The sequence below is a fragment of the Achromobacter seleniivolatilans genome (genome assembly GCF_030864005.1).
Lineage (GTDB): Bacteria > Pseudomonadota > Gammaproteobacteria > Burkholderiales > Burkholderiaceae_B > Achromobacter > Achromobacter seleniivolatilans.
The window spans coordinates 4,448,181-4,474,543 of the sequence record NZ_CP132976.1; the positions used below are offsets into that span (position 1 = coordinate 4,448,181).

Below are 26,363 nucleotides of genomic sequence, written 5' to 3' on the forward strand. Positions count from 1 at the left end.
CGCCTGTGCTGGCGCACCCAGCAAGAAGAGTGCGAGGCACCAGGCGCGTCGCCCGCAAAACCGGGGAGCGCATACCGCCATGGACTATCTTCCTGTTGACCGCCGGCATGCGCCTAGACGCGCCAGCACGCGACCGATCACTCAACGCGGGGGGACACGGTGACAGCATCACCATTGATCAGGGCTTTGATCCGCACCGGGCCCGAGGCGTCATTCTTTGCTGGGAACCGCCATTCGCGCGCGCGCTGCGCCAATGCATATCCCACTAAACCATCGATATTCGCCAACGGCTTTCCGGCACTATTCAGAATCTGCAAGGCCGCGACCTGCGCATAGCGGGTTCCGGCATTGGTCAGCCGCAATACCCAGGCATTGCCTTCCCGCGCCAAATTCCAAATCAGTTCAGGCGCGGGCGACGGCGCGGCCCCTTGCACAAACACGGGCACGGAATACCGCAAGCGCAGCACCACACCGTTAATACCGGGCGTGGCAGGGTCTGGAATTTCATCAATGATCAGACGGTAGCCGCGTTCGATTGCGCCCATTTCCCTGGACGCGCGCACCAGCCGCACAAGTTGTTCTCCACCAGGCGGCACCTGGATAATCGGCGGACTGGCCTGGATTTCCTCGGTAGGCAACAACACATCATCGCCGCTGGTCTGGTCCCAGTGGTATATCCGCACCTGACCGTATACGGGAGTTGTGCCTGGATTACGCAGCATGATGCCGCTAGCCGCTTGCTGGGGCGCAATATCAACCAATACCGGTGATATTTGCAAAGCCGCCGCAAACACCAAGCTGCTGCCAGTTCCCATGCACAACGCAAATATGGTCCGCAGAAGCGTCCGCACTGGCGTTGCCACTAGAAATAGACCGTTGCAGTAACCGTGGAAGAGTAATTATCGGGCGCGGGCGTGGCCTGTGCTGGTACTGAGCCATTGACCACCAACGCTTGCGCTGACCCGTTGCCCGTGCCGCTGACCCGGTCAGCCACCTGCGCATCACCCCATACGACAGATGTGCCAGTGGGCTTATAGAGCTGATAGGAAATCGTGCTGACGTTTGCTCCGGTGCCGCTAAGAAAACGGGTCGTTTGCGTCGAGCCGGTACCCGATCCCGCGCTGAGGCCAACCGAATAGGGCGTGGTATTGCTGCACGTCACGTTAACCGTCGTACTACCCGTAAACGCAGTGTTCAACACACCATGGCTGCCAAATGCCAGATTGTTTGCCGCAATGATGCAGTTCGCGGCAATGGTCAGGGTGACGTTAAACGTAGCGGTGGACGTAGATTGCGCCGCCGCCATGCAAGGTAACGAACTAGCACCGATCAAAGACAAGGTTGCTGCGCACAAAGATAAGCGTTTCATGATGAAAATCTCCACGAAATACAGTTGCACCATCAAACCTGCGGGATTAATCGTACGTCTAATAAACCGATCCGGCACGAAATGGTTTCATTTTTAACCCCCGGCCAATACGATTTCGAATTTTTATGAGATTGTTTGGCCTGCTCAATAGTCGATTTTCTCTATGAAAACCCAGGCCCTTCGTCGTGGAATATCTTGTTGTAAATCGGCGATCTAGGGAGTTTCAAACAGTGACAATGGCCGGGATAGTTTTGATTCTGCACCCATAGTCGGATTAAATTTTCGATTAATCGATGTGACCGCCTGGTCGCATTATTAATGGATCGATCCAGCTTTTGCGCTGCCCGGCCTGCCCCAGATCGCCCCGCTGACGAAGCGTTGAATCCCCATGCCGCATTAGAATCGTTGCTCACGATTCCGGACGCTCCGCCCGGACGACTCGATCGCCGCATCCACATGCTTTCGTTCTCCCGCAATACCGTCTACCCGGCTGGCGCCGGCTTGCCTGCATCGGAACGGCTGGGCGCGTTGCTGGCCGTCATGCTGGCGGTCTGCATGGCCAGTCTGGATACCGCCATCGCCAATACGGCGCTACCCACCATCGCGCGTGATCTACAGGCCAGCGACGCGGGTTCCATCTGGGTCATCAGCGGTTATCAACTGGCCATGGTGGCCGGCTTGCTGCCTGCGGCCGCCCTTGGCGAAATCCTGGGCCACCGGCGCGTGTACATCGTGGGGTTGGTGGTATTTACGCTCTCGTCATTGGCTTGCGGCTTGGCGCCATCGCTGCCATCGCTGGTGGTCGCGCGTATTCTGCAAGGCCTGGGCGCGGCCGGCGTCATGAGCGTAAACGGCGCACTGCTACGCTTTATCTACCCCTCTCACATGCTGGGCCGTGGCTTGGGGTTGAACGCCATGGTGGTGGGCCTGTCTTTTGCGGCGGGTCCGACGGCGGCTTCGGCCATCCTGGTCTTCGGATCATGGCATTGGCTGTTTTTGATCAACGTGCCCATCGGCATCGTGGCGGCGGTACTGGGTCTGCGCGGCCTGCCCGAGACGGCGCGGGCGCCGCATGGCTTTGACGGTTTGGCGGCCTTGCTGTGTGCGTTGACCTTGGGCCTGTTCGTACTGGGTTCAAACGAACTGGCACACAGCGCGCCCTGGCCGCGTGTGGCGCTTGAATGGGGCGGCGCGATCGCCAGCCTGTGGCTGCTGATGCGCAGGCAAGCAGGACACCCCGCGCCGATTCTGGCGGTGGACCTGTTGCGGCGGCCCTTGTTCGCTCTGTCCGCTGCCACAGCCGTGTGCGCCTTCGCGGCACAGGCGCTGGCCTTCGTGTCGTTGCCCTTTCTGTTCCAAACCGTCTTGGGATACAGCCAAATCCACACCGGCTTTCTGATTACGCCCTGGCCTGTGGTGGTCGCCATCATGGCGCCCATCGCTGGCCGGCTGTCCGACCATTATCCTGCTGGCATTCTTGGCGGCGTCGGGCTTGCGCTATTAGCGTTGGGCATGGTGCTGCTTGCGCTGATGCCCCCCACGCCGTCGGTCCTGGACATCTGCTGGCGCATGGCCATCTGCGGCGCGGGATTCGGCTTTTTTCAATCACCCAATCTGCGCGCCATCATGACGTCCGCCCCTGCCTCGCGGGCAGGCGGCGCCAGCGGCATGATCGGTACCGTGCGCCTGCTGGGACAGGCCACGGGTGCGGCGCTGGTTGCCGCCTGCTTCAACGTATCCACGACGCATGGCGCGATCGCCGCGTTATGGCTGGGCGGTTTGTGCGCCGCGCTCGCCTGCGTTGCCAGTTTTTCGCGGCTGCGCTTCGACGCGTCAGAGCCGGCGCAGGCTACGACAACGCGCCAACCCTGAAAACGCAACACTGTTGCGCTGTCTGTCGATATATTCCATGGCCCGTGGATATATTCGTAAGTTATGAAACAGTCGCTAAATATCGCTGAAATTGGGCCGTTGTTCCCACTGCAGCACCCGCTGTTTTTTGGAACGACGCGTATGACTCAGTTTTTGAAAGACATTACGATTCGCCGCATGATTCTGTGCACTTTGCTCATGATCAGCGCCCTGCTAACCGGCCTGTCGGCCATCAGCGTTAATGGCTTGCAAAGCTCTGGCGACGCCCTCGCAGCCAGTAGCGAACTCCTACACGAAGTGTCCGCCCTGTCCCGGGTCAACGATCAAATCATGCGCGCCCGGCTGCGTCTGTCGCGCCAGCTGGAATACGCGGGCGAAGGCAAAACCGAGCAGGCGGCTGAAGAAGGGCGCGGCATCGACGCCGCGTTGGCTGAAGCCAAGAAACAGCAAGCGATCTTTGTGGGGCTTGCCAAGACAGATGCCCCCGCAGCGATTCTGGACCCGATGCAAACCAGCTTCGAGGCGCTGGTCAACGGCGGCATCACCGTGCAGCGCCAGCACCTGGAAGCCGGGAATATCGCCCAGGCGCGCGCACATGCCGCCAGCGCTGTCGTCACGGCCAGCCGGAGCTTTGGCAAGAGCATCGAAAACTACGAAGCCTACGCCAAGGATCGCGAAATCCTGCTGTGGGACGATGCCGCCGCCAAGCGCCAGCGTGCTTACATCGGCATGGGCGTCGTGCTGGGCATCTGCTTGCTGCTGCTGGTGCTGGGCGACCGCTATGTGGTGTCGTTCGTCAAGCGGCCTCTGGATTCCATCCAGGCGCATTTCCGGCGCATTGCCGATGGTGATCTGACGGCCGCCATCCCGCTTTTTGGCACCAACTGCGTTGGCCAGATCATTCCTTATCTGCAGGAAATGCAGGCCAGTCTGGTCCGTACGGTGCATGCCGTGCGAGACGGCGTGGTGGAGATCCATACCGGTTCCAGCGAAATTGCCGCAGGCAACCAGGACCTGTCCAGCCGCACGGAGCAGCAGGCAGCCTCGCTTGAGGAAACCGCGGCCAGCATGGAACAGTTGCTGTCCACCGTCACCAGCAACGCCGAAAACGCGCGTCAAGCCAACCAGATGGCCGCTACCGCCACCGAAGTTGTCCAGCGCGGCGGTCAGGCGGTGAAGGACGCCGTCAGCACCATGCGCGAAATCGCCCATGATTCCGGCCGTATTGAAGACATCGTCAGCGTCATTGATGGCATCGCATTCCAAACCAATATTCTGGCGCTGAATGCGGCGGTGGAGGCTGCCCGGGCAGGCGAAGAAGGCAAGGGCTTCGCGGTAGTGGCCGCCGAGGTCCGGTCTTTGGCACAGCGCAGCGCGGGCGCAGCCAAGGAAATCAAGCAACTGCTCAGCACGTCAGGCGCGACGGTGCAGGCGGGTTCAGCTCAGGTCGAAGCTGCCGGCCGCACGATGGAAGAAATTCTGTCCACCATTGAACGGCTGACCCTGCTGGTCAACGACATCGCATCGGCCTCGCACGAGCAGGTGACCGGTATTGATCAGGTGAACACCGCAGTGAACCAGATGGATCAGGTCACGCAGCAGAACGCGGCCCTGGTCGAAGAAGCAGCCGCTGCCGCATCCTCGCTTGAAATTCAGGCGCAACGCCTGCAAGGCGCGGTCAGCGCATTCCGGCTGCCTGCCCTGATCCAGGACCAGCGCCACGTCGCGCTCGCCGCCTGAACGGGCTGCAACGGTCCTATTCCCGCACGTAGCACGGGTACAGCGCCTGCTGTGCCCGTGACCTTGCGGGGTCTATTTCAATCAGCACTATCGATTCCGTATCGGTGGATTGCGCCAACGGTTCGCCGTCAGGCTGAAACGCAAACGCCATGCCGCCAAACACCTGCCCTTCGGCCGTGCGTCCCGCGCGGTTGGAACTGACGACGTAGCAGCCGGACACCAAGGCCGCCATGGCGCCAGCAGTCAACCAGCGGCCCGTGGATGCGCCGCTGGCGCGCGGCACCACGATCAACTCCGCCCCTGCGCGTCCATAGCGGCGCGAGCGCTCGTTGAACATCAATTCGGTACATAGCAGGACCCCAAGACGCACGCCACCCAAGTCGAACACCTCGAAGCCGTCCTGCGCCGAGTGAAACCAGGTCGCTTCAAAAAAACCGGGCTCTTCCGGAAAGTACTGTTTGTGATGCAGCGGCGTATAGCGTCCGTTTTGCAGAGCAAACGCTTCGTTGGCCAGACGCTCTCCCGCTGGCACCGGCCGGGAGGAAACGATGGCAGGCACATTCAGCGCGGCCAGCGCAACCAAGCCCGCCTCGTGGATGCGCACCGATTCCGCCGCACGCTCCGGGTCATACACAGACGACGAGGCCAACCAAGGCCCGAAAGGCATTTCGTTGGTCACCAGCAGGTCGGGCGAGAGCTCGCCAATACGCTCTGCAAGACCTTCCCAGGTTGCGCCATCCGGCATCAGATCCACCGGCCCTTCCATCATGCAAATCCGCATACGCCCGCCTCGTCGATGTGTTGCGTTGCGCGCCCGGTAGCGGGCGGCATCCGGCCACATCGTAGAACGGCAGACGCGAGAATAGGGCGCCCGCAGACCAGCGGGTCCGAATCAGATGCGTATTGGTCTGAATCCGGCGGACTCAGGCCAGCCCTTCCATGTCCACCAACGCGCCATGCCGTATCACGCGCTTGGGCAAGTCGCCACCGATCCAGTAGGCCAGTTCGGCCGGATGTTCCACATCCCACGCTACAAAGTCTGCCACCATATCGGCCGCCAGAACCCCATGCGTCGCTTGAAGCCCCAAGGCCCGCGCAGCGTGCACCGTGGCGCCGGCCAACGCCTCTTCGGGCGTCATTCTGAACAGGGTGCATGCCATGCTCAACATCAGCCGTAGCGACAAGGCCGGTGAAGTCCCCGGATTCAGATCACTGGCAATGGCGATCGGCACGCCGTGATGACGCAACAGGCCAACAGGCGGCAGTTGAGTTTCGCGCAGCGCATAAAAGGCACCCGGCAACAATACCGCCACGGTGCCAGCCAAGGCCATCGCCAGCACATCGCGTTCGGTCAGATATTCCAGATGGTCCGCCGACCAGGCCCCATAGCGCGCTGCCAAACTTGCGCCATGTAAAGACGACAATTGCTCGGCATGCAGTTTGACGGGCAGCCCCAATTGCACAGCGACCTTGAAGACGCGCTCGACCTGCTCAGGCGAGAACGCCAGATGCTCACAGAAAGCATCCACCGCGTCGACCAATCCTTCGGCCGCCAGCACTGGCAACATGCGGCGAGCCACCTCATCGATGTAGTCGTCGGCGCGCCCAGCAAATTCCGGAGGCAGCGCGTGCGCTGCCAGACACGTGGCGCTGACGGTTAACGGCAGGGTCTGCCCCAGACGCCGCGCCACGCGCAGCATCTTGCGCTCATTGGGCAGATCCAACCCGTATCCCGACTTCACTTCCAGCGTTGTCACGCCATCCCGCAACAGATGCAAGGCGCGGCGGCGCGCGCTGACGTACAGAGCATCCTCTGAAGCCGCCCGCGTAGCGCGCACCGTACTGGCAATACCGCCGCCCTTTGCCGCGATGTCGGCGTAATCCACGCCTTGCAACCGTTGCTCGAACTCCTGGCTGCGGTTGCCGCCGAAAACCAAGTGCGTGTGACAGTCGATCAGTCCTGGTGTCACCCAGGCCCCGCCCAGGTCGTGAACCTGAGCGTCCGGCGTATTCGGCCGCGCGCTATCCGGGCCTATCCATTCGATGCGAATGCCGCGCGTCACGATGGCGGCATGCTGTATCACCGAATACCCGCCACGCGCCATTGTGGCCGCGTGGCAGTTACGCCAAACCTGTCTCATGCCTGCTCTCCTGATTTACGGCGGCGCCCGCCGCCTAGTCCGCCCCGTGCGCTACCGGCACCAGCTTGCCTCCGCCGGGTGTGCGCGGACGCACCCACAGCCAATAGGCCACGCACAGCAACGCAATCCATACACTGCCCACGACCAAGGCCATCTGGGTCTTGGGGAAATACCCCAGAACGCCAATCACGAACACCATGAACACGATTGCAGCGATCGGGCCTACCGGCCAGAAGGGCACCCGGAATTGCAATCCGGCCACCTCTTCTTGGCTCATCTTGCGCCGCATGGCAACCTGGGACAACAGAATCATCAGCCAGACCCACACAGTGGCAAAGGTGGCGATCGACGCGATCAGCACGAACACGTCTTCGGGAATCAGGTAGTTCAGCACCACGCCGAACAACAGCGAGCCCGTCATCACCAGTACCGTCATCCATGGCACGCCGTTATTGGACACATCAGCAAAACCCGCCGGCGCCTGGCCCTGCCTGGCCATCCCGTAGAGCATGCGGCCAGCGCCGAAGATATCGCTATTGATCGCCGACACCGCCGCCGAAATCACCACGATATTCAGGATGGTCGCCGCCGACGCAATGCCCAGGCTATCGAAGATCTGCACAAAGGGGCTGCCTTTGCTGCCGATCTGCGTCCAGGGAAAAATCGACATCAGCACAAACAGCGTCAGCACATAGAACAACAGAATTCGCAGCGGTACGGCATTGATGGCGCGCGGAATGGTGCGGCTGGGGTCCTTGGCTTCACCGGCGGTAATGCCGATGATCTCGATGCCGCCAAAGGCGAACACAACCACCGCCAACGACGCCACCAGCCCGCCGACTCCGTTCGGCATGAAACCGCCGTGCTCCCACAGGTTTTGCACACCCGTGGCGGCGCTGTCCACATTCAAGCCGAATCCGAACAGCATGATGCCCAGTCCGCCCACGATCATCGCCACAATGGCACCGACCTTCAAGAGGGACAACCAGAATTCCAGTTCACCAAACACCTTGACGGAACACAGGTTGATGGCGCCGATGAAAAACACGATCGACAGCACCCAAATCCATCGCGGCACATCGGGGAACCAGAATCCCATATACAAGCCGAACGCCGTGATGTCGGTCAGACACACGATGATCATCTCAAAGGCGTAAGTCCAACCCGTCAGGAATCCCGCTACGGGCCCCAGGTAGCTGGTCGCGTATTGCCCGAACGAGCCTGACACGGGGTTGTGAACCGCCATCTCTCCCAGTGCGCGCATGACCATGTACACGGCCGCGCCGGCGACCAGGTAGGCGATCAACACAGACGGGCCGGCCTCTTGAATGGCCTTGGCCGAACCATAAAACAGCCCCGTTCCAATGGCTGACCCCAAAGCCATGAAACGAATGTGCCGCGCGTTAAGTCCTCTTTTCAGATCCTGCGTACTTGTTGGCATCACTATGTCTCCGCACCAATTTATGTTCAAGCAGCAATAATCCCCGTGCGCGCGCCCTCTGCGAGACGCTCACGCACGGAGTCGAAGAGGGAAAGTGTTCAGTGCAGCATCAACACATTCCCAGTTAATCAAAGGCTGGGAAGCAGCCCCGGCGGCACCAGGTCCGTCAGCCCACGCAAAGCGAGCAATTGGCTGGCCGCGACGATGTCCGGTGAAAAGAATCGGTCGCGTTCGTAGTGAGCGACTTTTTCGCGCAGCAACGCGCGCGCGCGCTCCAACTTGGGCGAGGTCTTCAGGCCTTTGCGGAAATCCAGACCCTGGCAGGCGCCCAGCCATTCAATCGCCAGGATGTCGCGCACGTTCTCGGCCATGGGCCAAAGCCGCTTGCCGGCGTTGGGCGCCATCGATACGTGGTCTTCCTGGTTGGCCGACGTAGGCAGGCTGTCGACACTGGCAGGATGCGACAGGGCCTTGTTGTCGCTGGCCAAAGCGGCTGCCGTCACCTGAGCAATCATGAATCCCGAGTTCACACCGCCATTGCTGACCAGAAACGGCGGCAATTGCGACATGTGTTTATCCATCATCAGCGAGATGCGGCGTTCCGACAGCGCGCCGATCTCGGCGATGGCCAGCGCCAGGTTGTCGGCCACCAGCGCCACGGGCTCTGCATGGAAGTTCCCGCCCGAGATCACGTCGCCCGCGTCCGCGAACACCAGCGGGTTATCCGACACCGCGTTGGACTCGACTTCAAGCACCTGCGCCACATGGCGGATCTGCGTCAGGCAGGCGCCCATCACCTGGGGCTGGCAACGCAAAGAATAGGGATCTTGCACCTTGTCGCAGTCCGCGTGTGAATGGCCGACCTCGCTGTCATCGGTCAGCAGTCCGCGGTAGACGGCGGCCACGTCGATCTGGCCCTGCTGGCCTCGCGCCGCATGGATGCGCGCGTCGAACGGCGCGCGTGATCCCAGCATGGCTTCCACGCTAAGGCTGCCGCACACCAGCGCCGCGGCCATCAGGTCCTCGGCTTCAAACAAGCCGCGCAACGCATACGCTGTGGACACCTGCGTTCCGTTCAACAAGGCCAGACCTTCTTTGGCGGCAAGCGTCAGCGGTTGCAGTCCAGCCTTGGCCAGCGCCTCTTTGGCGGGCAGCCATTCACCCTGATAGCGGGCCTTGCTTTCGCCCAGCAACAACAAAGACATGTGTGCCAACGGCGCCAAGTCGCCCGAGGCGCCCACCGACCCCTTCAGCGGGATGTGCGGATAGACCTCGGCATTGACCAACGTAATCAGCGCGTCGATCACGCGGCGCCGGATGCCCGAGTAACCGCGAGCCAGACTATTGATTTTCAACACCATGATCAGCCGCACCATGGTATCGTCCAGCGGTTCGCCCACGCCTGCTGCATGGGACAGCACCAGCGAACTTTGCAACGCTTCCAGGTCTTCGCGGGCAATCTTGGTCGATGCCAGCAGGCCAAATCCGGTATTGATGCCGTAGGCGGTGCGGCCTTCGGCGATGATGCGTTCCACGCAAGCGACGCTGGCCTCGATCGGGCCCGCCGCGGCCGGGTCCAGTGTCAACCGCAAGGGCTGCTGGTAAACGCGCCGCAGGTCGGCGAGCGTCATGTGACCAGGTTTCAGATGCAATTCCATTCTTGATCTCCAGGGCCGGATACCGGCCTCATGCTGTGACGCGCTCAGGCAGTTGAACGTAGCGCCGTGCGGGATTCAGGGAAGTGATCCCGCCGCGCAAATAGGTAATAGAGAATGCTGGGCACCACCAGGCCGATGATCCAGGAGATATCGACCCCGCCCAGACGTTCAACCATCGGGCCGGTGTAGAGCTTGGTGGAAATGAATGGCATCTGTACCAGAACGCCAAAGCTGTACACGAGGATGCCCGGCATATTCCACCGGCCATAACGCCCATCAGGGTCGCTCAACGCGGCCACGTCATAACGCTCGCGGTTGATGAAGTAGTAGTCCACCAGATTCACGGCGCTCCAGGGTGTGAAGAACGCCAGCAGGAATAGGATGAAGGACTTGAACGCATTCAGGAAGGAATGCTGGCCCACCAGCGCCACGCAAGTGGCTGCGCCCACGATCAGCAGCACGAAGACGGTACGTTGGCGGCGCGTAATCTCGACACTGCCGCGAAAGCCGCTGACGATGGTCGCGATGCACATGAAACTGCCGTAGGAATTCAACGTAGAGATCGTGACTTTGCCGAACGCGATGCTGAAATACAGCAGCGCCGCCATGGTCCCCGTGCCGCCCAGACCGACGATGTAGGCCACTTCGCGGCCGGCGAACTGGCCCGCGGCCATGGCGGCCGCCAGCACGCCCAGCACCATCGCAATCTGTGCGCCCAGCACCGATCCCAGCCCTACCGCCAGAAAGGTCTTCACGGATGAGGTGGACGAGGGCAGGTAGCGCGAGTAGTCCGCGACATAGGGCCCATAGGCGATCTGCCAGGATGCGGCCAGCGACACGGCCAACAGGAACGAGCTCCAGCTGAAATGCCGGATCTGCAACAGTTGGCCGACGTCGCCCACGGCGATAACGCGGCTGAACAGATACACAAAAGCAAGCAGGCCAAACACCGTTGCAACACGGCCGATCACGTGGATGACACGATAGCCAAACAGGGTCGCCACGACGATCGCCGCAGCAAAGATCAAGATGCCCACGGTATTGCTCACGCCAAGCAATTGGCCAATGGCCTGCCCCGACAGCACGGTACCGGTTGCCGTGAAGCCCAGATACATCAGGCACACCAGCACGATGGGAATCGCCGCGCCGTACACGCCAAACTGCACCCGGCTTGAAATCATCTGCGGCAGACCCAGCTTGGGGCCTTGGGCCGCATGAAGAGCCATGACCGCGCCGCCTAGCACTTGTCCAATAAACAATCCGATCAAAGACCAGAACACGTCTCCGCCCAGCACAACGGCCAAGGCCCCCGTGACGATGGCGGTGATCTGAAGATTGGCGCCCATCCACAACGTGAATTGGCTGTATAGCTTTCCGTGCCGTTCCGACTCCGGAATGTGGTCGATGGAACGGCGCTCAATAAGCGGCGCCGCATGTGTCTCGCTGGCCTGGGTCATCGCATTGCCTCGATCTTGGGGGTCCGTACTGCGGCCGTCGCGGCCGCAGTCCCCCGCAGGTGGTGAAAGAACGCGCTGCTTTAGCGATTTCCGGTAACCATGGGCAGATTCAGCCCCTGTTCCCGGGCGCAATCGATGGCAATGTCGTAACCCGCGTCTGCATGACGCATGACGCCCGTGCCCGGGTCATTCGTCAGCACGCGGGCGATGCGTTCGGCGGCCTCGTCAGTGCCGTCGCACACGATCACCATGCCCGAGTGTTGCGAGAAACCCATGCCCACGCCGCCCCCATGATGCAGCGACACCCATGTCGCGCCGCCTGCGGTATTCAACAGCGCGTTAAGCAATGGCCAATCCGACACGGCATCCGAACCGTCCCGCATGGACTCGGTCTCGCGGTTGGGGCTGGCGACCGAGCCAGAATCGAGGTGGTCGCGGCCAATGACGACAGGCGCCGACAACTCACCCGTGCGTACCATTTCATTGAAGGCCAGGCCAAGCTTGGCGCGCTGGCCCAGGCCGACCCAGCAAATACGCGCGGGCAAGCCCTGGAAGCTGATGCGCTCGCGCGCCATGTTCAGCCACTGATGCAGGTGCGCATCGTCGGGAATCAGTTCTTTGACCTTGGCGTCTGTCTTGTAAATATCTTGCGGGTCGCCTGACAGCGCCACCCAGCGGAAAGGCCCCACGCCGCGGCAGAACAACGGCCGGATATATGCCGGCACGAATCCCGGAAAATCAAAAGCGTTCTCCACGCCTTCATCTTTGGCCATCTGGCGGATGTTGTTGCCGTAGTCGAACGTGGGCACGCCTTGCTGTTGCAGCGCCAGCATCGCCTGCACGTGTATGGCCATCGACAGCTTGGCAGCTTTGATGACGGCCGCGGGCTCACGCGCGGCGCGCTCGCGGTATTCCGGCCAGGTCCAGCCGGAAGGCAGATAGCCGTTCAGCGGGTCGTGCGCGCTGGTCTGGTCCGTCACCATGTCTGGGCGCACGCCACGGCGTACCAATTCAGGCAGCACATCGGCGGCGTTGGCGCACAGCGCGATGGACACGGCGCGGCCGCTCTTTGTGTATTTTTCAATGCGGGCCAACGCATCGTCGAGATCCGTGGCCTGCTCGTCGACATAACGCGTGCGCAGGCGGAAGTCGATGCTGGTCTGCTGGCACTCGATATTGAGCGAGCACGCGCCGGCCAGGGTAGCTGCCAGCGGTTGGGCGCCGCCCATGCCGCCCAGCCCTGCGGTCAGCACCCAGCGGCCCGTCAGATCGCCGCCGTAATGTTGCCGGCCGGCTTCGACAAAGGTCTCGTAAGTGCCTTGCACGATGCCTTGACTGCCAATGTAGATCCAGCTGCCGGCGGTCATCTGGCCGTACATCGCCAGGCCCTTGGCATCCAGTTCATTGAAGTGTTCCCACGTGGCCCAATGCGGCACCAGATTGGAGTTTGCAATCAGCACACGGGGCGCGTTGGCGTGGGTCTTGAATACGCCTACCGGCTTGCCCGATTGCACCAATAGCGTTTCATCATCATTCAGGTTCGTGAGCGACTCTACGATCTTGTCGTAGCACTCCCAATCGCGCGCGGCGCGGCCGATACCGCCATACACCACCAATTCCTTGGGGTTTTCGGCCACGTCCGGATCAAGGTTATTCATCAGCATGCGCAAGGGGGCTTCGGTCAGCCAGCTCTTGGCAGTCAGCGTGTTGCCGCGCGGCGCGCGGATGACGACGTCGCGGTATCGGTGGGTTTGGTCCAAGAGGCTCTCCTTGATGAGTTCCGCCGCGCCTTTCTTGTGCGCGGCTGTTGAACGGATCATAGGATGCCTATGCTTGTATATACAAGTACATAAAACCGAAATTTTCTCAGGGATTTCCCGTACCGATATGGCGGCACCAGGGGCATCCCGGCGGGAAGCAATAACCGATAAGAATTAGAAGCCCGCGGCCAGCCCGGCCACGGTATGACGCTCAGGTCGAGCGCGGCAGCAATTCGATAATGCAGGCGTCCAGCATGCCCGCGCCCTCCAGGCGATATTCCACCAGCGCATCCAGGCCTTCGATATGCAGGCAGTCGTATTGCGTAGGCACGGCGTGGGCTACGCCGTTGACGTACAGCGTCACTGCGCTGCCCGCGTTCATCAGCAGCACAGTACGGGCGCTGCTGTGAAACAAGCAGGGACCTGCGCCCGAAACCCATTGCAGGCGGGCGTGGTATAGCGCTGGCGTGTAGATCAAATTGAAGTCGCGGATCGGCCCGTCCAGCAGACGGCATGCCACTTTGGCATCACCTGAAAAAGCATAAGCCTGCCTGGGAGCCAGTGGCGCCTGAAGGCATCCGTCGACCGTCAGTTCGATGCCCGGGCCTTCCAGCACGGTGAGGATGCGTTGGTAGCCGCTAAAGGCCGAGAACCCGCCGTCCTGCCCGACATCTGCTATAGACAGCCGCCAGTCGAAGCGTGCCGTGCTTCCGCCGGGATTGCAGGCGACCTCTTGCGTGGTTCCCCCACCATTGCGCCATGGCATGCGCGGGTAGTCCTCGGCGCGATAGAGCTGAATGCGGGGATGTGCGTCGGACGATGTCATGTGGAAAACTTGCCTTCCAGGCGATGGCGTGAACCCGGATGAATCAAACGAGCCAGCGTAACGGCGCGTTCTCCGGACCAGGTGCGCCGGCGGATCAACAAGCAGGGTTCATCGCGATTGATCTGCAACAGCTGGCATTCGCGCGGTTTGGCCAGAATGGCCTCGACCACGTGTTCGCCTTCGCTCAAAGGCGCGACACGAGTCAGATATTCGTACGGTGTTCCCTGTGTGAAGTCTTGCTTGAGGTAGTCCGGGGCCAGCTTCACGTTGACGTAGCGGTCTTCCAGTTGAATTGGCACGTCATCTTCAAAGTGGACGATGACGGAGTGGAAAACCGGTTGTCCCGTCCGGATGTCCAGCGCCAGCGCCTGTTCCGCGCCTGCAGGCTCCTCTGCCAGACGCACCACGCGGCTGTGATGGCGGTGGTTGCGCGCTGCAATTTCGTCAGCAATGTTGTTGACGGAGAAAAGCGCTGACCGGGTCTTGGGCTGCGCCACGAACGTGCCCACGCCCTGCATGCGAACCAACAGCCCCTCAGCGGTCAGCTCGCGCAACGCGCGATTGATGGTCATGCGGCTAAAGCCCAGTTCGTCGACCAGCTCGCTTTCCGATGGCACGCGGTAATGAGCAGGCCACGCACCGCTACGGATCTGCTGCGCAATCATCTGCTTGACCTGCGCATACAGCGGGGCAGGCAAGGCGTTGGTCTGCGGGGGAAGCCTGGGAGGGGATGGGGCCACGAGAAGTCCTGTTGTGTTCGACGGATGCAATACGGCGACAAGAGCCAGTATAGACAGGTATAGACATCCTATCCACGCGCGCCTGTTCCAGATCCGCCCGGGTACTGGCTACGCGCCACCCGGAAAACTGCCAGGTGCGGCCAAGAGTCCGTCCGAAATCCTGCGGAAAAGCATGTCTTTGCCGGGAATATTGATTGGAATGGATCAGCCCGCCTTGCGCGGGCGCGACGCGCATCCGCTGCCGTTTCAAGAATATAACCAGGAGACTCCACCATGAACACCCCGCAGGATGCCGCGCTAGCGCGCGTCACCGCCAAGACCATCAAACGCTTGATCCCCTTTTTGCTGCTGATGTATGTGCTGGCCTTCCTGGACCGCGCCAATATCGGCTTTGCCAAAAAGACATTCCAACTGGACACCGGTCTTTCCGACACGATGTTCGCGTTCGGCGCGGGAATATTCTTTCTGGGTTATGCCATGTTTGAAGTGCCCAGCAACATGATCATGCATCGCGTTGGCGCGCGCGCCTGGATGTCCCGGATCATGGTCACATGGGGGCTGATATCCGCCGCCTTGATGTTCGCCACCACGGAAACTGCGTTCTATACGCTGCGTTTCCTGCTGGGTGTGGCCGAGGCCGGTTTTTTCCCTGGCGTCATCTATTACCTGACGAAGTGGTTCCCCGCAGCCGCCCGCACGCGTGTGCTGGGCATGTTCTATTTTGGCCCGCCGCTTGCTTTCATCTTTGGCAGCCCGCTCTCGGGTCTGCTGCTGGACATGGACGGTTTGCTGGGGCTGCGCGGCTGGGAATGGCTGTTCCTGGTGGAAGGCCTGATGGCGACCGCAGTCGGCGTGTGGTCCTGGTGGTATCTGGACAACGAACCGAGCGACGCCAAGTGGCTGACTCCGCAAGAGCGCGCGCTGCTGACCGCCGCGATTGCGAGTGAAGACGCGCAAAAGACCGCACATGGACCCAGCTCGGGCTGGCGCGCGCTGGCGGACAGGCGCGTACTGTTTCTATCCCTGATCTATTTCCTGATCCAGGTGAGCGTCTACGGCGTCATTTTTTATCTGCCGACTCAAGTTGCCAATCTGCTGGGAAAAAGCGTCGGCATCGAGGTCGGACTTGTTACGGCCATTCCCTGGGTGTGCGCGCTGGCCGCCGCCTATGTCATCCCGCGCCATGCCGAACGCCACGGCCGGCACGCAACACTAGCCATGTTCACCTTGCTGATCAGCGCCATGGGCATCGCGGTGTCGGTCAATACCGGTTCGGCGCTGATCGCAATGCTTGCGCTGTGCCTTGCGGCTGCGGGCTTCATTTCCGTGCAGCCGCTGTTCTGGACATTCCCCACCAATTACCTGAGCGGCGCGGCCGCCGCCAGCGGCATCGCGCTGATCAACTCGCTGGGCGCGCTCGGCGGGTTTGTTGCGCCCAACCTGAAGACGGCAGCAGAACAGGTATTTGCGTCGTCCAGCGCCGGGTTGAATCTGCTGGCGGGCATCACTGTCGTGGGCGCGCTGCTGTTTCTTGCCCTGCGGACAGGTAGACGCGAATAGTCAGATTTTGTATACTCCCCCCCTGTATCGTTTCAAGGCTTTGCCGTGCCGCACTCGCCGGAAGAGAAAAAACGCGTGGTCACACGCCTGCGCCGTATTCAGGGGCAGGCGCTAGCATTGGAACGCGCGGTCAATGAAGGCACGGAGTGCGGTGCGCTGCTGCAGCAATTGGCCGCTTTGCGCGGCGCCGCCACCGGTTTGATGGCCGAAGTGCTTGAAAGCCATCTCCGGGAAACCTTCCTACAAACCGCCCAAGGCGGACCTGAAGTCTCCAGGATCGATCCCCAAGCCGAGGTCGACCAGCTGATGCGCATCGTCCGTTCCTATTTGAAATAAGCCACCTGACATTCGTGGAGTAACGCTATGAAATCACGCGCAGCAGTCGCATTCGGACCCGGCAAGCCGCTGGAAATCGTTGAAATTGACGTCGCGCCCCCGCAGCGCGGCGAGGTGCTGGTGCAAATCACCCACACGGGTGTCTGCCACACCGACGCCTTCACGTTGAGCGGCGATGATCCCGAAGGTCTTTTCCCTGCCGTGCTGGGCCATGAAGGCGCAGGCATCGTGGTCGAAGTCGGCGAAGGCGTGACCTCGCTGAAACCGGGCGATCACGTCATTCCGCTCTACACCGCCGAATGCCGCGAGTGCAAGTTCTGCCTGTCCGGCAAAACCAATCTGTGCCAGAAAGTCCGTGCAACCCAGGGCAAAGGCGTGATGCCCGACGGCACCTCGCGTTTCAGCTACGAAGGCAAGCCGCTGTACCACTACATGGGTTGCTCGACGTTCAGCGAATACTCGGTCGTGAACGAAATCTCGCTGGCAAAGATCAACCCGGCCGCCCCGCACGAAAAGGTCTGCCTGCTGGGTTGCGGCGTGACGACCGGCTTGGGTGCTGTGCATAACACGGCCAAGGTCAAGGAAGGCGACACCGTGGCCGTGTTCGGCCTGGGCGGTATCGGCCTGGCCGTGATCCAGGGTGCGGTGCAGGCCAAGGCTGGCCGCATCATCGCGGTGGACACGAACCCGAACAAGTTCGTCTTGGCCAGCGCCATGGGCGCGACCGATTGCGTCAACCCCAAGGATTACGACAAGCCCATTCAGGACGTCATTGTTGAACTGACCGACGGCGGCGTGGACTTCTCGTTCGAGTGCATCGGCAACGTGCATGTCATGCGCGCCGCGCTGGAATGCTGCCACAAGGGCTGGGGCGAGAGCATCATCATTGGTGTGGCTGGCGCAGGCCAGGAAATCAGCACCCGCCCGTTCCAGCTGGTCACGGGACGTGTGTGGCGCGGTTCCGCCTTTGGCGGCGTCAAGGGCCGCACGCAGCTGCCGGGCATGGTGGAAGACGCCATGAGCGGAAAGATTGATCTGGACCCGTTCGTGACGCACACCTTGCCGCTGGAACGCATCAACGAAGCGTTCGACCTGATGCATGAAGGCAAGTCGATCCGCACTGTGATCCACTTCTAAAGCAGCTGATCGACAAAAAGCCCCCGGCAATGCACGGGGGCTTTTTGCATGGCGACGACGGCGCGGGGCGTGCTGCTGATTGAATCCGCGTTAATAAAGCGCGGACTCACGGCTCACGAAGTCAAACGCATCCGCGCATCAGGTTGCCCATTGCCTTCCATATAGACGCTTTCTGTCTGCCCCACGAATGTTGCCAGCGAAAACTCGCGCATTGCCGTACTACGCGCATCCGCACCCATCCATTTGAGAATGGCGCGGTCGTGCAAGATGGTGGACACCGTTTCCAGCACCCCGGCGACGGATGCCGGCGGCACGACCCAGCCATTGCGGCCGTGGGTGACGTTTTCGGTCAAGCCCCCCACCTTGCTGACAATGACAGGCTTGCCCGCGGCCATCATTTCGCGGCAAGCAAACGAGATCGTTTCCAGGCGGGACGACAGGACAAAGCCCACATCCAGCGTCGCCAGGAATGGGCCTACATCGTCCAACAGGCCGGTAAATACCACCTGATCCGACATGCCCAGTTCGTAGACGCGCTGACGCTGTTCATCGTCTGGCAGTTTGCCCGCGATCAGAATCACAACCTGTCCGCGTTCGTGGTCGGGCAACAAGGACACAGCGCTGACCATGTCCATCCAATTCTTATAGCTGGCCGTCCCAGCGTTGCTACCGATGACAAACCGGTTGCGCATGGCGGCGGGCAACAGCGCAGCACGTGCCCGCACCACGTCTTCGCGGCTGGCGGGCTGGTACTGGTCGGTGTCTACACCGTTATGCACCACGCGCAGGTCTTCATCGCGAAATACCGACTGCTTCATGCGCCGGAACGTGTGCCCGCAAACGCAGATAACGCGGTTGGTGCCCCACTTGGCGCGCATACGCACACCAAGACTGTTGGCGGTCCGATCCGTATGCTGGGTGTAGACAATGAAAGGGCGCTTGGCGCCCATGCCCGCCGTGGCCAGCATGCACAGGCGGTGGTCGGCAGAGCCGTTGACGTGGATAACGTCGAACCGCTCCTTGCGCAGCAAGGCGCGCAGCTGGCGCAGGGCATTCCATTGCTGCAATGGCCGCCCCTTGAATTCCAGAGCGATCGACTCAACGCCCGGCAGCGCTTCCGCCTCGGCAAGCAGCCGGCTGCTACGCGGAGCGGCAACCGTAATCTGGGATTTCTGACGCAACATGCGCACCAGAGACATCACGTAGGTGGTATGCCCGCCGCCATCGCCTTGATGGAAATTGGTGTAGAGAATTTTCATGATGTGGCACTCGCGAGCAGGTGAGGGGGGGACGCCCCCTGATGAAGCAAACAGCTCCAATGGCGCTTTTCGAACACATCGCCGCCCAGGCGGCTGTCGGGTGACAAGTTGTAGACCTTGATACCCCGGGCGCTGAGAAGCCGGCCGGCTTCTCTGAACGCAGGTTCGATGTGTCCTGAGAACTGCTTGTCCAACGCGGTGGCCAGTTGCGCGCCCGCGCTTTCATAGAATCGCGGGCCCGCAGCAGCGGTCAGATCCAGGCCGTGCAAATACAAGGTGCGCGCCCCCATCCAGGCCAATAACTGCAACGCGGTGTAGGCCACCGTTCCACCACCGAACAGGCCGCGTGCGGCATTCAGACTAAAACCATGCGCGTGCTGTGCATGATGCGCATCGAACAGCACCAGTTCCGGGTCGGCAGCCAACTGGGCCTCGAGTTCATCCGGCCGGGCACGCGGCTGCAAAGCGCGCTGGTGTACTTCTTCAAACAGGGCAATGCGGCAGCGGATGACCTGCGCATCGAACAGCAATGCAATCCACCGGTAAACCTCGGGCGTGACGAACAGCAGCAGATCTTGCGACAGCACCTCGGCCACCAGATCGCGCCGGCGCTTGACGAAGCCGGCGTCCAACATCGCGTAGTAGTCAAAACGCAGCGACGCGTGTTGGCGGCGCAATGCGATGGAACCGTTCACCCCCATGACCGTGCCAAGACGGCACTGGGCATAGTCGATTTTCGCCACTGACGGGCCGCTTAGAATCAGGTGAGCATCCCCCGCGAGCCCGCGCGAGACTTGCGACAGCGGCAGCGTCGCCGGGCCGCGCACGCCGAGCACATCACAACCCACCAACTGATCGCTGCCATCCCTGCGCACTTTGACCAACGGCCATAGCGTCTCGTTGTGCCGATACGCGCCACCTCGTGTGTAGCGGTAGAAATATCGAAAACTCTTGGTCAACGGGCGCGAGCAAAGCAAGCGGCGAACAATGGCAAAACGGGGCATGAAGGGGGTGCGCGAAAATCACGGCCTGACCTGATGAGCGGCTGATTCTACGCAGGCAATACTGTTGAAAAAGCGATAGAAACATTTGAGATGTAACAGCTTTCAAGCTGCTTTCGCGCGTCCCTATTTCAATCGACGGGCAGCAAAATTCACTGCGGTTTCACATCGCGAAAATTTCACCCGCAGAAGTTGCGAAGGCGCACTGATTTAGTGCAGATGGACCCTGCTTTTCGGACCGGCTGGTGGAACACGGCGCCGACCGCATAAACACTTTCAATTACCTTTTACGCCAAAGCGATCGGGCGATTTCCAGACTTCCAGAGCCAAACCAGAAGACGGAGACGGGCAAGCGCGGGAGATCGCGGCGCGATCTGATATTGTTCCCGCATCCCTCCCTGTTTTTCTTGGCCACTCGATGACCGCTCTTCGCCCCGACTCCCCCGACTTGCAGGACGCCATTGCGGACGCCATCAGCACCGCGACGCGGGGCGCTGGCCGCGTGAATATTCTGATCGCCGGCAAGACCGGCGTGGGCAAAAGCACGCTGATCAACGCGGTCTTTCGCGGCGAACTGGCCAAGACTGGCTCAGGCAAGCCTGTCACGCAATCCACTCAGGAATTCACCAAACCCGGCCATCCGCTTACCATCATCGACACGCGCGGCCTGGAAGTCAGCGACTATGCGCGCTCGCGCCAGCAGTTGGCCGACCTGATTCTGGAACGCTCCACGGCCGACGATCAGGACAAGCACCTGCACGTGGCCTGGCTCTGCATCCAGGACAGCAGTCATCGCGTTGAAGATGCCGAGATCGAACTGTGCGACATACTGGCCAACGCAGGCATCCCTGTCATCGCCGTGCTGACCAAGGCGCGCAAGAACAGCCCCTTCGTGGATGAAGCACGCAAGCTGCTGCCACGCGCCAAGCAGGTTGTGGCGGTGCGCGCATTGGCGGAATGGATTGAAGAACTGGACGCCGAACTCCCACCGATGGGGCTGGACAACCTGATCGAAGTCACCGCCGAATACATTCCAGAGGGGCAGCAGCGCGCCTATGCCAACGCGCTGTCCACCCGGAATAAGAAAGCCCTGGAAGTAAAAAAAAAGCGGGCCGAGATTGAGGTGAATGTGGCGGCGGGGCTGGCCGCATCGGCTGCCGCCGCGCCCATTCCGTTTTCGGATGCCTTTGCGCTGGTGCCGATTCAGGTAGGCATGATCGCCAAGATCGGCATCACGTTCGGCATGGAGCTGGACACCACCGCCATTACGACCTTGGTGACGTCCACCTTGGGCGCATCCGCCGCCACGCTGATTGGCCGCTCGGTCGTGTCGGGCCTGCTGAAGTTCATTCCCGGAGCGGGCAGCGCAGTGGGCGGAACCATCGCGGCCACCACCGCTGGCGCCATTACCAAGATGATGGGCAACGCCTATGTGGCCGTTCTGTACGATTTCTGCCAGAAGAATCCCGGCCGCGACATCGACATCGCCATGATCGCGCAGTCGCTGAAAGAGCGGGTCAAGTTCTGATCCGTCCCGCTGGTCAGAACGCTTTGGCCAAGGCAGCGAAAAACGCGTCGTCGTTGATTTCCACGCGCTTTTTGTAGCTGGGTTTTCCGCGCGCGCTCAACACCACGGCCACAAGATTGTGTGCCGGATTGATGTGGATGAACTGGCCATAGATGCCTTCCGCCTGGAACGCGCCTTGCAAGGCAGGGTCTTTCAGCTCCGGCACCCACCACATGTAGCCATAAGGAATTTCGGTCTCGCCGATGCGGTAGGGCGAGCCCGCCTGCGCCACCCAGTCATCCGGCAACAAGCGCTCGCCGTCCAACTGGCCGCCGTCCAGTACAAACTGCCCGAACCGCGCGTAGTCACGCAGCGTTGCGTTCATGCCGCTGCCCGAGATCGTCATGCCGCCAGGAGACTCCGCCCACCACGTGGCGTCGGACTCCATGCCTATGCGCGACCACAGCCGGGATTGCAGGTAGTCGGCCAGCCGCTGTCCCGTCGCGCCTTCCATGACGGCGCTCAACAGATACGACTCGCCCGTGTTGTAGGCCCAAGCCTGGCCAGCGGGCTGCCGCGCCGGCAGACTTTTCATGAAGTCACGGATGCCGCCTGGCTGCCAGCGCGTCTGAATGTCCAGAAGCTGACGCCGCTCGGACGCCGGGTCGCCGTAATCCTCGTTCCAGCGCACGCCGGAGCACATGCGCAGCATCTGGCGCAACGACACCTCACGGTACACGCCACCCAGGTCCGCGTATTTCGTCACGGGATCATCCAGCGAATCGATGGCGCCTTCCTTTAATGCAATGCCTACCAGCGTGGCCGCCACCGACTTGGCCAGCGAACACGAGTTCCAGCGGGTAAGCGGCGTGATGCCGCGCTGATAGGTCTCGAACGCCACCTGCCCATGCTTCATGACGAGCAGACCGGCCACGCCGTTGACCGCCAGATAGTCGTACAGATCGAAGACCCGGCCCTGGTCTTCGATGCGCAGGGCCGGCAATCCGCCCGGCCGCAATGGCAGGTCGCGCACGCGGTCGCCACGCGCCACAGTGTCCGATGCGAACCAGCCCGGATCGCGAGACAGGGCCAGAGTGAGCTCGTCGGGTAGCAAAGTGCCGTCGTAGAAACGCATCAGGTGCGCTTTCAGGGCGGGGGTCATGTTCATGGATGGTTCCGGTTCATAGTCATAGGGCGGAAGAGGGGCGCGCGGCCTTACTCGTCCAGCATCACAAAGTGTCCAGGAGCGACTTCCTGGTAACGCCGCATGGGCGGCGTATAGCCGGGCGGGCGCAGCGTATGCCGAATCTCGTGCAGGTCCAGGCCGCGCGGCTGCGCCAGCCGCGCCCGGGGATCTGCCACGGGCACAGCATCCAACAGACGACGGGTGTAGGGATGCCGAGGGTCGTACATGACCGCTGCACGGGAGCCGATTTCAACGATTTCACCCATGTACATCACGGCCACGCGATGGCTGACGCGTTCGACCACCGCCATGTCGTGCGAGATGAACAAATACGCCAGCCCCATCTCCTGTTGCAGCCTCAGCATCAGATTGATGACCTGCGCCTTGATCGACACGTCCAGCGCGGAGACGGCCTCGTCCGCCACCAGCAACGACGGCCGCAACGCCAGACTGCGCGCAATGCAAATACGCTGACGTTGCCCGCCAGAAAATTCCTGCGGATACCGGCTGCCCGCGGCGCTGTCCAACCCCACGCACTCCAGCAGTTCGGCAACGCGGGCGCGCAGCGCCTCACCCTTGCAGATCTTGTTGACGATTAGCGGGCTGGCCACAGCCGCCGCCACGGTCTTGCGCGGGTTCAAACTGGAAAACGGGTCCTGGAACACCATCTGCACATGGCGCGACATGGCGCCGCGATCACCGCGCGCTGCATGAATGTCGTGCCCGTTGACCCGAATCTGACCGGACGTGGGCGTCAGCAGATTCATGATGCTGCGGCCGATGGTCGACTTTCCGCAACCCGATTCGCCGACCAGTGCCAGGGTTTCGCCAGGCTGCACGCTGAAAGACACGTTCTCGACCGCATGCACCAGCCCGCGTTCACGCGACAACAGTCCGGCATTCATGCGGTAGCGCATCGTCAGGCCGGAGACTTCCAGCGCTGGCGGAGCGTCCGCACGTACCGTGTCGGCGGCGTCCGGCGCCTGCGTCTTGATGCCGGTCTGCCGGTCTATGGCGGGAAAGGGCAGTGGATGCGCGACGGTTTGCATCGCGCCCAGGCGCGGCACAGCGGCCAGCAAGGCCCGCGTGTAGGGCCTTGCGGGCGCATCGAAAATATCGGCGGTGCTGCCGCATTCAATCTGCTCACCGCCGCACATCACCACCGTCCGGTCTGCGATTTCGGCCACCACCCCCATGTCGTGAGTAATAAACAGCACCGACATACTGTCTTCCTGCTGTAGTTCGCGAATCAACGCCAGAATCTGCGCCTGAATCGTGACGTCCAGCGCGGTGGTGGGCTCATCCGCAATCAGCAGCCGGGGCCGACAGGCCAGCGCCATGGCAATCATCACGCGTTGCCGCATGCCGCCCGACAGGTGGTGCGGATAGTCTTTCAAGCGGGTCGCCGCCGCCGGAATGCGCACCTTTTCCAGCAGGCGCAGCGCCTCGGCCTGCGCGGCCGCCCAGTCCAGCCCCCGATGCAGCATCAGCGATTCAGCTACCTGAAACCCGATCGTGCGCACCGGGTTCAGGCTGGTCATGGGTTCCTGAAAGATCATCGCGATATCCGCGCCGCGGATCTTGCGCATCTCGCGCTCGGGCAAGGACAGCAGGTCACGTTCGCCCAGCATGATGCTGCCCGATATCTGCGTGTCGCGCGGATTCAAGAGGCGCATGATGGACATGGCGGTGACGCTCTTGCCCGAACCCGACTCCCCCACAACGGCCAGCGTCTCACGCGCAGCCACTTCGAAGTTCAAGCCGTTGACGACCGTCTTCCACCCGCCTTGCACCCGGAATCGGGTGCTCAGACCGGCGACGCGAAGCACGGGCGCGTTCACGCGTTCAATCCCATTGCAGACAGCTTCAGCCAGATCGTCTTGATCTGCTGGTACTGCGCCATCGCTTCCAGCCCTTTGTCGCGAGCCAGCGACCCCGAACGCCTGTAGCCGCCAAAAGGCGTTTTGATGTCGCCTTCGGTAAATCCATTGACCGCGACCGTGCCGCATTCAAGACGCCGCGCGAAGTACATGGCGCGGTCCAGGTCGCGGGTGTAGACCGTGGCATGCAAGCCATAATCGGTGCCGTTGGCGATTTGCAGCGCCTGGTCCATGCTGTCCACGGGAAGCACACCAAGGACGGGGCCGAAGATTTCTTCACGCGCGATCGTCATCTCGGGGCGCAGATCCGCGAACACCGTGGGTCCCAGATAGTGCCCGCGCGCGCCCGCTAGTCCGCCGCCTGCCTCCAGGACGCGGCGCGCGCCTTCATCGATGCCTTTGGCCACGTAAGACAGCACGCGATTGCGCTGCCCGGCGGAAATCAGCGGCCCCATGTCAGTGGCCGGATCAAGCGGGTCGCCAATCACGATTTGCTTGGTGCGGGCGATGATCTTCTCCACGTAGGCGTCCTGCCGTGACCGCGCGACCAGTTGGCGCATATTGGCCGAACAATTCTGACCGCCATTCCAGAACGCGGCCGTCACGGCATTGTCGATCAGATCTTCGGTCAGGTCCGCATCGTCGAGCACGATAAAGGGGCTTTTGCCGCCCATCTCCAACCCGACTGTCTTCAGATTGCTGCTGCCCGCATATTGCAGGAACAGCCGCCCCACGTCCGTGGAACCGGTGAACGACACGGAGTCGATATCGCCATGCTGACCGATCAGCCGGCCCGTGGTTTCGCCCGGCCCCGTCAACACGTTCAGCACGCCAGCCGGAATGCCGGCTTCGATGGCCAGCGCGGCAAGCGACAAGGCCGTGAGCGATGTTTCCTCGGCCGGTTTGACGATGACGGAGCAGCCGCTGGCGAGTGCCGGCGCCAGCTTCCATGTTGCCATCAGCAGCGGGAAATTCCAGGGCAATACGGCCGCCACCACGCCGATGGGCTCACGCACAACCAGGGCGCAATCTTCCTGCCCGGTGGGCGCCACATGGCCATAACTCTTGTCGACCAATTCGCCGTACCACTGAAAGATGGCTGGCACTTCCTGCGTGATCTCGCGCAGGCAGTCACGGATGGGCTTGCCGCTTTCCAGGCTTTCCATGACGGCGAGTTTGACCCCGTCGCGCCGGATCAGCGACGCCAGTTTCAGCAAGGCTTCCTTGCGCACTTCTGGCGCGCAGCGTGACCATGCGCCCCCGCGGAACGCCAGCCGCGCCGACGACACCGCGCGGTCCACATCCTTCTGGCCGCAATGCGCCAGCGTGCTCAGTACCGCGTTGGTCGCCGGGTTGCTGGTTTCGATCAGTGCGCCATTGTCGGACGCCGACCAGTCGCCGTCGATGAATGCGCGGTCGGGCAGCCGCAGGCCGGTGGCAACGCGCAACAACTCTGCATGGCTGAGAGTGGGCAGGGCGGTATCGGACATCAT

The 26,363-nt window shown here is 61.7% G+C and carries 21 protein-coding genes; 6 read left to right on the top strand and 15 right to left on the bottom strand.

Annotated features, from left to right (window positions below):
- Positions 1-137: 137 nt before the first annotated feature.
- Together RAS12_RS20075 and RAS12_RS20080 are read right to left on the bottom strand one after the other, a co-directional pair.
- Positions 138-815, bottom strand: a complete 678-nt coding sequence (locus RAS12_RS20075) for a fimbrial biogenesis chaperone (protein ID WP_306939545.1) — start codon at positions 813-815, stop codon at positions 138-140.
- Positions 816-862: 47 nt separating this feature from the next.
- Entirely contained in the window at positions 863-1,369 is a 507-nt protein-coding gene (locus RAS12_RS20080) for a Csu type fimbrial protein (protein WP_306939547.1), read from the bottom strand.
- Between the two features lie 456 nt (positions 1,370-1,825).
- Here RAS12_RS20080 and RAS12_RS20085 point away from each other — a divergent pair, with 456 nt between their 5' ends.
- Together RAS12_RS20085 and RAS12_RS20090 are read left to right on the top strand one after the other, a co-directional pair.
- Complete coding sequence (locus RAS12_RS20085; protein WP_306939549.1) at positions 1,826-3,241, top strand: MFS transporter; 1,416 nt, start codon at positions 1,826-1,828, stop codon at positions 3,239-3,241.
- Positions 3,242-3,382: 141 nt separating this feature from the next.
- Positions 3,383-4,981, top strand: a complete 1,599-nt coding sequence (locus RAS12_RS20090; RefSeq protein WP_306939552.1) for a methyl-accepting chemotaxis protein — start codon at positions 3,383-3,385, stop codon at positions 4,979-4,981.
- A gap of 16 nt (positions 4,982-4,997) precedes the next feature.
- Here RAS12_RS20090 and RAS12_RS20095 read toward each other — a convergent pair whose 3' ends face one another.
- The 8 genes from RAS12_RS20095 to hutC all read right to left on the bottom strand — a co-directional run bounded on the left by RAS12_RS20095 (position 4,998) and on the right by hutC (position 15,004).
- Entirely contained in the window at positions 4,998-5,750 is a 753-nt protein-coding gene (locus RAS12_RS20095; RefSeq protein ID WP_306939553.1) for a carbon-nitrogen hydrolase family protein, read from the bottom strand.
- Between the two features lie 154 nt (positions 5,751-5,904).
- A complete protein-coding gene (hutI, locus tag RAS12_RS20100) occupies positions 5,905-7,122 on the bottom strand; it encodes an imidazolonepropionase (protein ID WP_306939554.1) in 1,218 nt (405 codons plus the stop codon).
- A 34-nt stretch (positions 7,123-7,156) separates the two neighbouring features.
- A complete protein-coding gene (locus tag RAS12_RS20105) occupies positions 7,157-8,563 on the bottom strand; it encodes an L-histidine transporter HutT (protein ID WP_306939556.1) in 1,407 nt (468 codons plus the stop codon).
- 128 nt (positions 8,564-8,691) lie between these two features.
- Positions 8,692-10,221 (bottom strand): histidine ammonia-lyase, encoded by a 1,530-nt coding sequence (gene hutH, locus RAS12_RS20110; RefSeq protein WP_306939558.1) that lies wholly within the window; start codon positions 10,219-10,221, stop codon positions 8,692-8,694.
- Between the two features lie 44 nt (positions 10,222-10,265).
- On the bottom strand, positions 10,266-11,678 hold the full coding sequence (locus tag RAS12_RS20115) for a purine-cytosine permease family protein (protein WP_306939559.1): 1,413 nt from the start codon (positions 11,676-11,678) through the stop codon (positions 10,266-10,268).
- Positions 11,679-11,758: 80 nt separating this feature from the next.
- The gene (gene hutU, locus RAS12_RS20120) at positions 11,759-13,438 is read right to left on the bottom strand and encodes a urocanate hydratase (RefSeq protein WP_306939561.1); all 1,680 of its coding nucleotides are present in this window, start codon (positions 13,436-13,438) and stop codon (positions 11,759-11,761) included.
- A gap of 211 nt (positions 13,439-13,649) precedes the next feature.
- Positions 13,650-14,264 (bottom strand): HutD/Ves family protein, encoded by a 615-nt coding sequence (locus RAS12_RS20125; protein WP_306939562.1) that lies wholly within the window; start codon positions 14,262-14,264, stop codon positions 13,650-13,652.
- Positions 14,261-15,004: a histidine utilization transcriptional repressor HutC gene (hutC, locus tag RAS12_RS20130; protein WP_306939563.1), complete on the bottom strand. Its 744-nt coding sequence runs from the start codon at positions 15,002-15,004 to the stop codon at positions 14,261-14,263. The genes RAS12_RS20125 and hutC overlap by 4 nt, the downstream gene beginning before the upstream one ends.
- A 273-nt stretch (positions 15,005-15,277) precedes the next feature.
- On the opposite strand from hutC, the gene RAS12_RS20135 reads away from it, so the two are divergent.
- The 3 genes from RAS12_RS20135 to RAS12_RS20145 are packed head-to-tail and all read left to right on the top strand — an operon-like array spanning position 15,278 to position 18,037.
- Positions 15,278-16,564 carry an MFS transporter gene (locus RAS12_RS20135; RefSeq protein WP_306939565.1) on the top strand — a complete coding sequence of 429 codons (1,287 nt, stop codon included), beginning with the start codon at positions 15,278-15,280 and terminating at the stop codon, positions 16,562-16,564.
- A gap of 45 nt (positions 16,565-16,609) precedes the next feature.
- The gene (locus tag RAS12_RS20140; protein ID WP_306939567.1) at positions 16,610-16,900 is read left to right on the top strand and encodes a metal/formaldehyde-sensitive transcriptional repressor; all 291 of its coding nucleotides are present in this window, start codon (positions 16,610-16,612) and stop codon (positions 16,898-16,900) included.
- A 27-nt stretch (positions 16,901-16,927) separates the two neighbouring features.
- The gene (locus RAS12_RS20145) at positions 16,928-18,037 is read left to right on the top strand and encodes an S-(hydroxymethyl)glutathione dehydrogenase/class III alcohol dehydrogenase (protein WP_306939568.1); all 1,110 of its coding nucleotides are present in this window, start codon (positions 16,928-16,930) and stop codon (positions 18,035-18,037) included.
- A 113-nt stretch (positions 18,038-18,150) separates the two neighbouring features.
- Here RAS12_RS20145 and RAS12_RS20150 read toward each other — a convergent pair whose 3' ends face one another.
- Positions 18,151-19,296: a glycosyltransferase family 4 protein gene (locus RAS12_RS20150; protein WP_306939569.1), complete on the bottom strand. Its 1,146-nt coding sequence runs from the start codon at positions 19,294-19,296 to the stop codon at positions 18,151-18,153.
- A complete protein-coding gene (locus RAS12_RS20155) occupies positions 19,293-20,300 on the bottom strand; it encodes a WaaZ-like lipopolysaccharide core biosynthesis protein (protein WP_306939571.1) in 1,008 nt (335 codons plus the stop codon). The genes RAS12_RS20150 and RAS12_RS20155 overlap by 4 nt, the downstream gene beginning before the upstream one ends.
- Positions 20,301-20,715: 415 nt before the next feature.
- Between RAS12_RS20155 and RAS12_RS20160 the strand changes: the two genes are divergently transcribed.
- Positions 20,716-21,825, top strand: a complete 1,110-nt coding sequence (locus RAS12_RS20160; protein WP_306939572.1) for a YcjF family protein — start codon at positions 20,716-20,718, stop codon at positions 21,823-21,825.
- A gap of 13 nt (positions 21,826-21,838) precedes the next feature.
- Here the strand turns inward: RAS12_RS20160 and RAS12_RS20165 are convergent, their stop codons facing one another.
- From RAS12_RS20165 to RAS12_RS20175, 3 genes are read right to left on the bottom strand one after another with little or no spacing between them, the layout of a single operon-like run.
- Positions 21,839-22,972: a serine hydrolase domain-containing protein gene (locus RAS12_RS20165; RefSeq protein ID WP_306939574.1), complete on the bottom strand. Its 1,134-nt coding sequence runs from the start codon at positions 22,970-22,972 to the stop codon at positions 21,839-21,841.
- A 47-nt stretch (positions 22,973-23,019) separates the two neighbouring features.
- On the bottom strand, positions 23,020-24,831 hold the full coding sequence (locus RAS12_RS20170; protein WP_306939576.1) for an ABC transporter ATP-binding protein: 1,812 nt from the start codon (positions 24,829-24,831) through the stop codon (positions 23,020-23,022).
- Positions 24,828-26,360, bottom strand: a complete 1,533-nt coding sequence (locus RAS12_RS20175; RefSeq protein ID WP_306939578.1) for an aldehyde dehydrogenase family protein — start codon at positions 26,358-26,360, stop codon at positions 24,828-24,830. The genes RAS12_RS20170 and RAS12_RS20175 overlap by 4 nt, the downstream gene beginning before the upstream one ends.
- Between the last annotated feature and the right edge of the window lie 3 nt (positions 26,361-26,363).

Bases quoted from the DNA above. Each gene is read 5' to 3' on its own strand.
- RAS12_RS20075 (WP_306939545.1), bottom strand. From the start codon at position 815: ATGGGAACTGGCAGCAGCTTGGTGTTTGCGGCGGCTTTGCAAATATCA.
- RAS12_RS20080 (WP_306939547.1), bottom strand. From the start codon at position 1,369: ATGAAACGCTTATCTTTGTGCGCAGCAACCTTGTCTTTGATCGGTGCT.
- RAS12_RS20085 (WP_306939549.1), top strand. From the start codon at position 1,826: ATGCTTTCGTTCTCCCGCAATACCGTCTACCCGGCTGGCGCCGGCTTG.
- RAS12_RS20090 (WP_306939552.1), top strand. From the start codon at position 3,383: ATGACTCAGTTTTTGAAAGACATTACGATTCGCCGCATGATTCTGTGC.
- RAS12_RS20095 (WP_306939553.1), bottom strand. From the start codon at position 5,750: ATGATGGAAGGGCCGGTGGATCTGATGCCGGATGGCGCAACCTGGGAA.
- hutI (WP_306939554.1), bottom strand. From the start codon at position 7,122: ATGAGACAGGTTTGGCGTAACTGCCACGCGGCCACAATGGCGCGTGGC.
- RAS12_RS20105 (WP_306939556.1), bottom strand. From the start codon at position 8,563: ATGCCAACAAGTACGCAGGATCTGAAAAGAGGACTTAACGCGCGGCAC.
- hutH (WP_306939558.1), bottom strand. From the start codon at position 10,221: ATGGAATTGCATCTGAAACCTGGTCACATGACGCTCGCCGACCTGCGG.
- RAS12_RS20115 (WP_306939559.1), bottom strand. From the start codon at position 11,678: ATGACCCAGGCCAGCGAGACACATGCGGCGCCGCTTATTGAGCGCCGT.
- RAS12_RS20125 (WP_306939562.1), bottom strand. From the start codon at position 14,264: ATGACATCGTCCGACGCACATCCCCGCATTCAGCTCTATCGCGCCGAG.
- RAS12_RS20135 (WP_306939565.1), top strand. From the start codon at position 15,278: ATGAACACCCCGCAGGATGCCGCGCTAGCGCGCGTCACCGCCAAGACC.
- RAS12_RS20145 (WP_306939568.1), top strand. From the start codon at position 16,928: ATGAAATCACGCGCAGCAGTCGCATTCGGACCCGGCAAGCCGCTGGAA.
- RAS12_RS20150 (WP_306939569.1), bottom strand. From the start codon at position 19,296: ATGAAAATTCTCTACACCAATTTCCATCAAGGCGATGGCGGCGGGCAT.
- RAS12_RS20155 (WP_306939571.1), bottom strand. From the start codon at position 20,300: ATGCCCCGTTTTGCCATTGTTCGCCGCTTGCTTTGCTCGCGCCCGTTG.
- RAS12_RS20160 (WP_306939572.1), top strand. From the start codon at position 20,716: ATGACCGCTCTTCGCCCCGACTCCCCCGACTTGCAGGACGCCATTGCG.
- RAS12_RS20165 (WP_306939574.1), bottom strand. From the start codon at position 22,972: ATGAACATGACCCCCGCCCTGAAAGCGCACCTGATGCGTTTCTACGAC.
- RAS12_RS20175 (WP_306939578.1), bottom strand. From the start codon at position 26,360: ATGTCCGATACCGCCCTGCCCACTCTCAGCCATGCAGAGTTGTTGCGC.